At 66.6% G+C, this 10,298-nt stretch carries 8 protein-coding genes and 1 rRNA gene; 2 read left to right on the forward strand and 7 right to left on the reverse strand.

What is annotated here, in order from left to right; all coding sequences use genetic code 11:
- Positions 1 to 158: 158 nt before the first annotated feature.
- Positions 159 to 1,683: ribosomal RNA gene (locus OED01_RS10295) — 16S ribosomal RNA — on the reverse strand.
- Between the two features lie 551 nt (positions 1,684 to 2,234).
- On the opposite strand from OED01_RS10295, the gene OED01_RS10300 reads away from it, so the two are divergent.
- Complete coding sequence (locus OED01_RS10300; RefSeq protein WP_264155188.1) at positions 2,235 to 3,449, forward strand: CoA transferase; 1,215 nt, start codon at positions 2,235 to 2,237, stop codon at positions 3,447 to 3,449.
- Here the strand turns inward: OED01_RS10300 and OED01_RS10305 are convergent, their stop codons facing one another.
- From OED01_RS10305 to OED01_RS10320, 4 genes are read right to left on the reverse strand one after another with little or no spacing between them, the layout of a single operon-like run.
- Positions 3,450 to 4,238, reverse strand: a complete 789-nt coding sequence (locus tag OED01_RS10305) for a DUF4184 family protein (protein WP_264155189.1) — start codon at positions 4,236 to 4,238, stop codon at positions 3,450 to 3,452.
- A 2-nt stretch (positions 4,239 to 4,240) separates the two neighbouring features.
- The gene (tyrS, locus tag OED01_RS10310; RefSeq protein WP_264155190.1) at positions 4,241 to 5,545 is read right to left on the reverse strand and encodes a tyrosine--tRNA ligase; all 1,305 of its coding nucleotides are present in this window, start codon (positions 5,543 to 5,545) and stop codon (positions 4,241 to 4,243) included.
- A gap of 36 nt (positions 5,546 to 5,581) precedes the next feature.
- The gene (locus OED01_RS10315; protein WP_264155191.1) at positions 5,582 to 6,382 is read right to left on the reverse strand and encodes a hypothetical protein; all 801 of its coding nucleotides are present in this window, start codon (positions 6,380 to 6,382) and stop codon (positions 5,582 to 5,584) included.
- Positions 6,379 to 7,023 (reverse strand): SatD family protein, encoded by a 645-nt coding sequence (locus OED01_RS10320; RefSeq protein ID WP_264155192.1) that lies wholly within the window; start codon positions 7,021 to 7,023, stop codon positions 6,379 to 6,381. Before OED01_RS10320 ends, OED01_RS10315 begins: the two co-directional genes overlap by 4 nt.
- A gap of 59 nt (positions 7,024 to 7,082) precedes the next feature.
- On the opposite strand from OED01_RS10320, the gene OED01_RS10325 reads away from it, so the two are divergent.
- On the forward strand, positions 7,083 to 7,664 hold the full coding sequence (locus tag OED01_RS10325) for a DUF1349 domain-containing protein (RefSeq protein ID WP_264155193.1): 582 nt from the start codon (positions 7,083 to 7,085) through the stop codon (positions 7,662 to 7,664).
- Between the two features lie 99 nt (positions 7,665 to 7,763).
- Here the strand turns inward: OED01_RS10325 and argH are convergent, their stop codons facing one another.
- Positions 7,764 to 9,194, reverse strand: coding sequence for an argininosuccinate lyase (gene argH / locus OED01_RS10330; RefSeq protein ID WP_264155194.1), 1,431 nt, complete (start codon positions 9,192 to 9,194; stop codon positions 7,764 to 7,766).
- Positions 9,191 to 10,294, reverse strand: a complete 1,104-nt coding sequence (locus OED01_RS10335) for a DUF1624 domain-containing protein (protein ID WP_264155195.1) — start codon at positions 10,292 to 10,294, stop codon at positions 9,191 to 9,193. The genes argH and OED01_RS10335 overlap by 4 nt, the downstream gene beginning before the upstream one ends.
- Positions 10,295 to 10,298 lie beyond the last annotated feature (4 nt).

Genomic DNA, 10,298 nt, shown 5'->3' on the forward strand with positions numbered 1-10,298 from the left:
GCCGGCTCCCCCGTTCCAACAACCCCGAAGAGCTGCGTACTAGCAGAAACCAGCCTCGCTGGCGTCATGTCAAATGTTCCACCCATGAGCTCCCAGCGAAGAACGAACGTCTTCGATCTGGGTTCTGGACACCCCAAGAGGTGTCAGATGCTCCTTAGAAAGGAGGTGATCCAGCCGCACCTTCCGGTACGGCTACCTTGTTACGACTTAGTCCTAATTACCGATCCCACCTTCGACGGCTCCCTCCACAAGGGTTAGGCCACCGGCTTCAGGTGTTACCGACTTTCATGACTTGACGGGCGGTGTGTACAAGACCCGGGAACGTATTCACCGCAGCGTTGCTGATCTGCGATTACTAGCGACTCCGACTTCATGAGGTCGAGTTGCAGACCTCAATCCGAACTGGGACCGGCTTTTTGGGATTCGCTCCACCTTACGGTATCGCAGCCCTTTGTACCGGCCATTGTAGCATGCGTGAAGCCCAAGACATAAGGGGCATGATGATTTGACGTCATCCCCACCTTCCTCCGAGTTGACCCCGGCAGTATCCCATGAGTTCCCACCATTACGTGCTGGCAACATAGAACGAGGGTTGCGCTCGTTGCGGGACTTAACCCAACATCTCACGACACGAGCTGACGACAACCATGCACCACCTGTTCACGAGTGTCCAAAGAGTTGACCATTTCTGGCCCGTTCTCGTGTATGTCAAGCCTTGGTAAGGTTCTTCGCGTTGCATCGAATTAATCCGCATGCTCCGCCGCTTGTGCGGGTCCCCGTCAATTCCTTTGAGTTTTAGCCTTGCGGCCGTACTCCCCAGGCGGGGAACTTAATGCGTTAGCTGCGTCACGGAATCCGTGGAAAGGACCCCACAACTAGTTCCCAACGTTTACGGGGTGGACTACCAGGGTATCTAAGCCTGTTTGCTCCCCACCCTTTCGCTCCTCAGCGTCAGTTACGGCCCAGAGATCTGCCTTCGCCATCGGTGTTCCTCCTGATATCTGCGCATTCCACCGCTACACCAGGAATTCCAATCTCCCCTACCGCACTCTAGTCTGCCCGTACCCACTGCAGGCTGGAGGTTGAGCCTCCAGTTTTCACAGCAGACGCGACAGACCGCCTACGAGCTCTTTACGCCCAATAATTCCGGATAACGCTTGCGCCCTACGTATTACCGCGGCTGCTGGCACGTAGTTAGCCGGCGCTTTTTCTGCAGGTACCGTCACTCTCGCTTCTTCCCTGCTAAAAGAGGTTTACAACCCGAAGGCCGTCATCCCTCACGCGGCGTTGCTGCATCAGGCTTTCGCCCATTGTGCAATATTCCCCACTGCTGCCTCCCGTAGGAGTCTGGGCCGTGTCTCAGTCCCAGTGTGGCCGGTCACCCTCTCAGGCCGGCTACCCGTCGACGCCTTGGTGAGCCATTACCTCACCAACAAGCTGATAGGCCGCGAGCCCATCCCAGACCGAAAAATCTTTCCAGACGTTGACCATGCGATCACGTCTCATATCCAGTATTAGACGCCGTTTCCAGCGCTTATCCCAGAGTCCGGGGCAGGTTGCTCACGTGTTACTCACCCGTTCGCCACTGATCCACAAGAGCAAGCTCCTGCTTCACCGTTCGACTTGCATGTGTTAAGCACGCCGCCAGCGTTCATCCTGAGCCAGGATCAAACTCTCCGTAAAAAAGAAATGCATACCCACACGGGGAAAACCATGCAGGCAGCGAGTTTGAAACTGACCAAAGAGACAAAATCAACTGACTTCATCCGAATGCCAACCCCCAACAAAGAAGGTTGGTCTTTGATCCAAAGGAATTCTCACCCCCACAAAAGTGGAGACGAGGATAATTTGGCATTTGACAAGTGCACGCTGTTGAGTTCTCAAGGATCAGACGCTCCCCCGACCCAGCCTCACGACCAGGCCCGAAGGGCAACTTCTCTATCTTACCTCGCTGGATCCGTTTGTCAAATCGGCGAATCGAGCGAACCCGACCCGCGATCCGAGGACCACGAGGCATCCCGTAACCGTTCTCACACCGGAGTGTTCGAGCTGTTTTCGGGAGGTGGTCCGCCGCTTGAGGGGAGCTGACCTTCCGGTCTCTCTCAACCCTGTGGGGCGAACAAGTAATAAGTTACGCGGGATCCCGGAGTCCGGCAAATCCAGGCCGCGTCCCGGGCGTGTCGCCTTCGACTCCGGCCCCCCACAGAGGCCCGGGTCGTCGTACGATCGGGCGCATGCAGGCCCTTCCGTCCCGCCTCGCCGTCGATGCGCTCGCCCGCGCGAGCGTGCTGGCCGTCTGCCGCGCGGCCCGGCATCCTTCTGTCCGGGCTGCGGACCTCGACCTGGGGCGCATCGCGATGGCGTACCGGAGCGACAGGTCCCTGACGATCGACGGACACTCCCCCGAAGTCTGGTCGGCGCTGTCCGGGTTCTGGCGCACCTCCGACGGGTGGGTGCGCACGCACGCGAACTATCCGCACCATGCCCGGGCGCTGCGCAATGCCCTTCGACTCGAGGACGGTGCCGACGCCGAGAGCCTCGGTCGCGTGCTGATCGAGCGATCGACCGCTGAAGCGGTCACGCGGATCACGGATGCCGGCGGACTCGCGGTCCCGGTCCGTGAGGAGGATCCGTCGTCCGATCGCGCGCTGCGCGAGCTGCCGCTCGTCGAGTCGACGCCCATCGGACGAGCCCCGCACCGACGTACTGCTTCCGGACACGGCCTCGCCGGCATCCGGGTTCTGGATCTCACGCGCGTCATCGCTGGTCCGGTCTGCGCGCGTACTCTCGCGCTGCTGGGAGCCGATGTCCTGCGCGTCGATCCCCCGGGCATCCCCGAGCCGGACTGGCAGCACCTGGACACCGGGCATGGCAAGCGCTCCACGATCCTCGACGCCTCCTCGGCACGTTTCGCTGAGCTGCTCAGCGCGGCGGACGTCATCGTTCTCGGGTATCGACCAGTGGCGCTCGACCGCCTCGGGCTCTCCCCCGTCGCGCTGGCGGAGCGCCATCCCGGACTCATCGTCGCTCAGCTCAGCGCGTGGGGCGTCGACCAGCCGGAGCGGCGCGGTTTCGACAGCCTCGTGCAGGCGGAATCCGGGATCGCCATGATCGAGTCGCCCGACGGCGACCGTCCCGGGGCTCTCCCGGCACAGGCGCTCGACCACTCGGCCGGCTATCTCCTCGCCGCTGCCATCTGCGATGCCGTCCACGATCGGGACACGACGGGGACCGTACGCAGCGTCCGGACGTCGCTGCGTCGGGTGGCGGCCGAACTGCTCGGGATGCCGCGCACCACCGAACCGGAGCCCGCCTCGCCGATCGATCCGAACGCGCACACTCAGCGGTTCCGCGTCGATTCGCACGATGTCGTCACCGTGCGCTCGGCGATCCCCGGGCTGGAGTTCGCCGCCCCGCGACCATGGGGCCTCGACGCACCGACCTGGTGATCAGTGTGCGCTGCTGCGGCGGACGCCGACGACGACGCACAGGACTGCGGTGAGCGCACCCCAGACGGCGCAGGCCGGCGGGAGCACCCGATACGCCAGGTGCTGCACGGTGAAGTCGTCGTCCAAAGGACCGTACAGAACGAGACCGGCCACCCACGCGACCACGAGCACAGCGGGCAATGACAGCCACCACGCGACCCGCACCCATCCCGGAAGCAGACGTTCCACCGGCTCCCGAGGGGTACGACGTCGCAGCCACACCAGCATCCAGATCCCGATGATGGCGAGCCCGACCACACTCGATCCGTGCTGCAACCACTTGAATCCCTGCAGCGGCCCCCATTCAGCGTCCAGGATCGGGAGCACCTGGCTGCCCCATCGGCCTTCGTGCGTGAAGAGGTCCCACAGGATGTGCGACGCCACGCCGATCAGGAGGGAGGCGGCGAGGAGCAGCGGATACCAGCGGCTCTCCCCCGCACCCAGCGACTGGCGCGCTGCCGCGGCTGGACGCTGGTTCCACTCACGCGGAAGCCGGGCGGCCGCCCAGGCAGGCGAGAGCTCGGCGACCGCAGGCCGCAGCAGTACCCGCCAGACCAGGAACAGCCCGAACGCGATCAGCCCGGTCCACACGATGTTCGTGCCTGCGTGGGTGAATCCGTAGCCGAGGCCGACACCGCGGACGAACAGCGGAAGGTCCGGTGTCATGGCGCCGATGGCGATCGCCGCCGGCAGCAGCGGCGTCCGCACGAACGGCAGCGCCACCACGGCATGGCTCGGCGTGAACGGCACGATCAGCCGATGAACAGGCCCGCGAGAGTCTTCTTCCCACGTCGCAGCACGGAAACGCCACCGGGCAGAGTGCCCTGGATCGTGACGCCCTCGTCCTCGACACGGACGCCGTCGAGCGAGACACCGCCCTGCGAAATCGCGCGGCGCGCCTCGGACAGGCTCGACACCAGCCCGGTGGCGACCAGAGCATCCACGACCTGAGTACCGGCGGCGACCGTCGCGTTCGGCAGCTCCGCCAGAGCCGATCGCAGCGTCTCCGCATCCAGGGTCGTCAGGTCGCCCTGACCGAACAGGGCGTCGGATGCGGCGATCACCGCGGCCGCCGCATCGATGCCGTGCACCGTCGCAACCACCTCGAGCGCGAGCCGCTTCTGCGCCGCGCGGCGGAAGGGCTCGGTCTCAACGAGGCGCGCGTACTCCTCGATCTCCGCCTTCGTGAGGAACGTGAACACCTTGAGACGCGTGATCACGTCGGCGTCGTCGGTGTTGAGCCAGAACTGGTACATCCGGTACGGGCTGCACATCTCGGGATCCAGCCAGATCGCGTTGCCCGCGCTCTTGCCGAACTTGGTGCCGTCACTGTTCGTGATCAGCGGAGTGCCGATCGCGTGAACCGAGACGCCCTCGACGCGGTGGATGAGATCCGTCCCGCTGGTGAGGTTGCCCCACTGGTCGCTGCCACCGGTCTGCAGCACGCAACCGTAGCGGCGGTAGAGCTCGAGGTAGTCCAGGCCCTGCAGGATCTGGTAGCTGAACTCGGTGTAGCTGATACCGGCTTCGGAGTTCAACCGCGCAGAGACGGCATCCTTCTTGATCATGGTTCCGACGCGGAAGTGCTTGCCGATCCCGCGCAGGAAGTCGATCGCGCTCAACGGAGCGGTCCAGTCGAGGTTGTTCACCATGCGTGCGGCATTGTCGCCCTCGAAGCTCAGGAAACGCTCGACCTGGGCGCGCAGCTTCTCCACCCACTCCTGCACCGTCTCGACCGGGTTGAGCACGCGCTCGGAGTCGCGGCCGCCGGGGTCGCCGACGAGTCCCGTCGATCCGCCGACCAGACCCAACGGGCGGTGCCCGGCCAGCTGAAGGCGGCGCAGCGTCAGCAGCTGCACGAGGTTGCCCAGGTGCAGGCTGGGAGCCGTCGGGTCGAAACCGCAGTAATACGTGATCGGGTCCCCGGCGAGAAGGGCGCGCAGCGCCTCCTGATCGGTGGACACATGGACGAGGCCACGCCAGACGATCTCGTCCCACACGTTCTCGAACGCGGGGTCGATCGCCTGCGGAGCAGTCGTCAGATCGGTATTCGACACGCGTTCCAGGCTATCAGCGCGGCGCGCTCGCTCCGGTCAGGCGTGCACGCCCCACCACACCAGGAACGCGGCACTGAGCGCGATCACCCAGCTGACCAGGCTGCCGACCAGGAAGTACTCCGCACGGGCACCCGTCTCGCCGTCCTTGGAGATCTCGGGGAAGCGCACGATGCCCTTCGCCGCCAGCATCGCGGCGAGGATCGGGTACGCGGCGGTGAGGGTCAGCATGAACACGATCACCCGCTCGAGCGGTCCGATCAGGCGTCCGCCCTTGAATCCTCCGCGTTGCACGGTGACCTCTGGCGCTTCCTCCGCCGCGGCATCCGTGTCGGACGGCGTCGTCTGTCCGGTGTCGACGACCGCGCCCGGGGATGCGACCTGCGCGATGCCCGCATCGTCGGGACGCCAGGTGTGCTCGCCGGCGAGCGCCGCCCTGACCACGAGGTTCGCGGACTCGAGCAGGAACGCGACGACGCCCACGACGAGAACGGCGAGATCGAACGGGATCGGGCCGAACGGGGAATCGAGGTTCCAGGACAGCCCGATGATCCCGGCATCCGCTCGCGCCCCTGCCCACGCCACCGAGAGCGCGACGACGAAGGCCAGCGCGACGGCCGGCCAGAACCCGAGCCGCGAGTCCCGGCGCTGCGGCATGGCCCAGACCCAGAGAGCACCCGCCGCGATCGCCAGGATCATGGGCAGCAGCGCGTCCGAGACGCTGCCGAGCACAAGCAGCACGATGAGCGTCGCGAGGTATCCGATCCATTGACGAGGCACGAACTGGCGCACCAGGTCGACCGCGCCCACGGCGAGCAGCAGGAACCCGGCCAGGATCATGATGCGACTCCCCTCAGCTGCGCGAGTCCTTCGATGAGCGCGGCGGCTCCTGCCCGGCGCAGCGACTTGGAGACGCTGGGCTGCGAGATCCCCTCGGCCAGTGCGAGTTCGGCCTGCGGCGTGCCGATCAGACGCCCGTAGGTGAGTCGGCGCTCGCGCTCGCTCATGGCGCCGACCATCTCGTCACGGGCGAGCAGGTACGCGTTCGATGCCGCGATCACGGACTCCATGACCTCATCCTGCCCCGGGGCACCGACGATCCAGGTGCGCATCCGCGGCACGGCGCGCTGCTCGCGGGCATGGACGGTCTCGATGGCGTCGCGCGCCGCGTACCAGCCCGGCCCGTCGGAGAGATCTCCGTGCGCCGAGTCGATCGCACGGATGCCGCCGACGCCGATCCCGAATCGGAAGGCGATCCCGTCCGGCAGGGCCAGCTGGAGCATGAGCAGCGAGGCCAGCGCATCGCCGAGCCGACGATAGACGGCCTGCTGCTCGTCGCCTACTGTGGGCGTCAGCGGCTGCGTCGCAAGCGGAAGATCCGCTTCGACGCGCGCGATGGTGTCGTCGAGCACCCGCTGTGCGGATTCGCGGTCCTGGAGACGGCGGGAGCCGACGATGTCAGCGATCACGGCGATGACCATGCCATAACCATAACACGCATAACTCGGCTATATGCACTGATTGGCTATTTAGTAGGAACATGCCTGATATGAGCATCCCCTGGCGGCAGGGCACCTGGACCCACCTTCCCGAAGCGACGCACGAGGACGGGCATCTCGACGTCACCGCCGTCGAGGGCAGCGACGCCTGGCGACGCACCGCCTACGGCTTCGTGCACGACAGCGAGCACGCCCTCACCGCACCGCTCGCGGTCGGAGAGGCCATGGAGGTCGCCTTCCGCGCCCCCTGGGAGGGGCAGTTCGATCAGGCCGGCGTCTTCGTGCGGATCGACGACGAACGCTGGATCAAGGCGGGCATCGAGTTCGCGGACGGGCATCTCGGACTCGGCGCCGTCGTCACGGATGGCGTATCGGACTGGTCGGTCGGCTTCGTCGACGAATGGCTGGAGGCCGAGATCACCGTGCGCGTGAGCCGCTGGCCGGACGCGGTCATCGTCCGGGCGAAGGCCGACGACGGCGAATGGCGCCTGGTGCGCGTCGCACCGTTCGATCCGGATGCCGCAGCGACCGCCGGACCGTTCCTGGCGGCACCGACGCGGTCAGGACTCGTCGTGCGGTTCACCCGATGGACACGGACGACCGCGGACGAATCCCTGCACTGACCGCGACGGACGTTTGCCGTGACGAATCGGTCCCTGTTCGGCCGATCAGACCGTGATCCGTCACCACGTCCGTGATCCGTCGCAGACCGACCACGGGCGTCAGAGACCGAGTGCGTGCGCCGCGTTCTGCGCGCGGGCGATGAGCTCGGCGCGCTGCTCCGCGACGCGCACACCGGCTGTTCCTCCCGCGCCGGTCCGCGACGCGACCGAACCCTGGATCGACAGCACATCGCGCACCTCGGGGACGAGGTGGGCGGAGACGGAGAGCAGCAGTTCGTCCGAGGCATCCTCCAGGCCGATCCCCTGCTCCTCGCACGCCCGCACCAGCGCACCGGAGATCTCGTGCGCGTCGCGGAACGGCACACGACGCTTCACGAGCCACTCGGCCACGTCCGTGGCGAGCGAGAAGCCCTGCGGGGCGAGCTCGGCCATCCGCTCGGTGTCGAAGCGCAGTGTCGCGACCATCCCGGCGAAGGCCGGCAGGACCACCTCGAGCGTCTGCACCGAGTCGAACACCGGCTCCTTGTCCTCCTGCAGATCCCTGTTGTACGCCAGCGGCAGGCCCTTGAGCGTCGCCATCAGGCCGGAGAGGTTGCCGATCAGTCGACCGGACTTGCCACGGGCGAGCTCGGCGATGTCCGGGTTCTTCTTCTGCGGCATGATGCTCGAGCCCGTGGAGTAGCCGTCGTGCAGCGTCACGAAGCCGAACTCGCGTGTGTTCCAGAGGATGATCTCCTCCGACAGACGCGACAGGTCGACACCGGTCATGGCCGCGATGAACGCGAACTCCGCGACCACGTCCCGGGCGGCGGTGCCGTCCAGCGAGTTCTCGGCCGGACGGTCCAGCCCCAGCTCCCGTGCGACCAGCGCCGGGTCGAGGCCGAGTGTCGATCCGGCGAGCGCTCCTCCCCCGTACGGCGAGGTCCCGGCGCGGACGCGCCAGTCCACCAGGCGCTCGAGCTCGCGGACGAGCGGCCAGGCGTGCGCCTGCAGATGGTGCGCGAGCAGCACGGGCTGCGCGTGCTGAAGATGGGTGCGGCCGGGGAGGATCGCTTCTGGATGGGCTTCGGCCTGCGCGACGAGCGCGTCGATCACGCGCAGCAGGTCGCGGGCGATCACCTTGGCGTGATCGATCAGGTACATGCGCACGAGGGTCGCGATCTGGTCGTTGCGGCTGCGGCCGGCGCGCAGGCGGCCACCGAGCTCGGGTCCGAGCTCTGCGATCAGCGCCTGCTCCAGTGCGCCGTGCACGTCCTCGTCCGTGGGCTGAGCCACGATCGTGCCTTCGGCGACCTTGCGGGCCACCGCATCCAGGCCTTCGTGCATCCGACGCGCTTCGTCGGGCTCGAGGTATCCGGCGGCCTCGAGTGCCGTCGCGTGCGCGTGCGAGCCGGCGATGTCGTAGGGCGCGAGGATCCAGTCGAAGTGGGTCGAGCGGCTCAGCTCCACCAGCTCCGGGGACGGTCCGCTCGCGAATCGTGCGCCCCAGAGCGCGCCTTCGTTCGTGCCGTCGTGCTTCGCCTCGCTCATGGAATCAGCCTATCGACCATGCGGGGCCGCGCCGGAACGACGATCTTCGCCGTGCGATCGAGAACCCACTCCAGCGGCCCCCTCCCGATCAGCAGCGCCCACGCCGTGCAGCCGACCAGGGTCCCGATCGTGAGCGGCCAGAACGGCTCCAGAGCCCGGAACGCCAGGAGGTCTCCGGTGTCGCCGATCGTCGCCAGGGCCACCACGGCCCAGACGAGAAGCTGCGCGGTGTACGCGGTGAGCGGCATGGCTCCGGTGGCGCGCAGCGGGAGCACGAGCATCCGGAGCACGGTCAGACGGCACAGCAGCAGACAGGCTCCGATCACGGCGATGGCGAATCCCCCGGTGCCGAACACCTCGTAGAGTCCGGACGAGTGCGGGTACGCGGTGAGCACTTGGCGGAGGTAGGTCGAATCCGTCGGCGGGACGGCCTCGAGATATCCGACGATGGCAAGCGCCGTCCCGGCACCGAGCATCCACAGCTGGGTGCGCAGGCGCCGCACGTCAGCGCGGGCGATCCCCAGCCCGGCGAGCACGAACGCGATCCACACCGGGAACGGGTAGTTCCACCCGAGCGCGGCGGAGATCTCTGCTCCGAACGGCCCGTACAAGAGCGGCAGCTCGTTCAGCACGGGTTGCACGAAGGCCATCACGGCGCCGATGCCCGCCGCCGCCCACAGCACCGCGCTCGATCTCAGCGCCGTGAACGGCAGGGCGAGAAGGAAGAGCAGCGCGTACGCGGGCAGGATCACATAGACCGGGACGCCGGTCAGGATGAGCAGGATGCCTATCAGCCACAGCATCCCGGCTCGCACGGCGAGTCGGCCACGAGCCGTGCGCATGCGATCGGCGGCGAACGGGACCGCACCGCCGGTGACCAGCCCGACCGAGACACCGGCCAGCGTGGCGAACAGGATGGATGAGCGTCCGTCGACGACGAACAGCCAGGTCGACGGATCGCTCCAGTCCCAGAACTCCGCGGTCGTCAGCAGATGCGCCGCGAACATCCCGATCACTGCGAGTCCTCTGGCGAGGTCGACGCCGCCGATGCGCGCAGAGCCGTTCAACCGCTGCCAGCGGTCGTTCAGCCCCGGCGCCACCTCG

This window comes from Microbacterium sp. M28 (assembly GCF_025836995.1).
Lineage (GTDB): Bacteria > Actinomycetota > Actinomycetes > Actinomycetales > Microbacteriaceae > Microbacterium.